The 509-nt window shown below is 67.4% G+C and carries 1 protein-coding gene; it reads left to right on the forward strand.

Annotation, left to right across the window (positions count from 1 at the left end):
* Positions 1-233, forward strand: a 233-nt coding sequence (locus AC1DRF_RS32110) for a hypothetical protein (RefSeq protein WP_477742844.1), incomplete at its 5' end; no start/stop codon positions are given.
* Between the last annotated feature and the right edge of the window lie 276 nt (positions 234-509).

Genomic DNA, 509 nt, shown 5'->3' on the forward strand with positions numbered 1-509 from the left:
GCACGCAAGGCCTGTCGATCCGCGGCAATCGCATCCGCGGCAATGCGAAGGTCGGCATCTCCTTGCGCAAGCAGTCGCGCAACGTCGACATCGCCGGCAACACGTTCGCGGACAACGCGCCCGGCCGCCCGCGCAAACAGACCTTCGGCACCGATCCGCGCTGGGCGCGCAACCTGGAAGTCGCCGACGGCGCCTACCTGCCCAAGGTCGCCGCCGACAACCGCCTGGACTAAAAACCGCACCGAGGCTTGCGCGCGCTGCGGAGGTGATCACGATCCGCGGCCTGATCGGGCCTTGCCTCGATCCCCGATTTCCCCCAGTCAGCTCCGTGAATTGGCGGCGGCCTCCACGTTTCGCGACTCCGGTGCGTGTATTTGCGCGGCGTCACGACCAACATCCGCCCTGCAACGTCTTGTTAGCAGGACGTGAAGGGGAGGGTCGGGGATGGACGCTTCGGGGAAGGGCAAGCTCGCGCGGCGCAGTTTCCTGCGCAACGCGCTGTTGGCGGC

Source organism: Priestia sp. P5_B4, assembly GCF_056400385.1.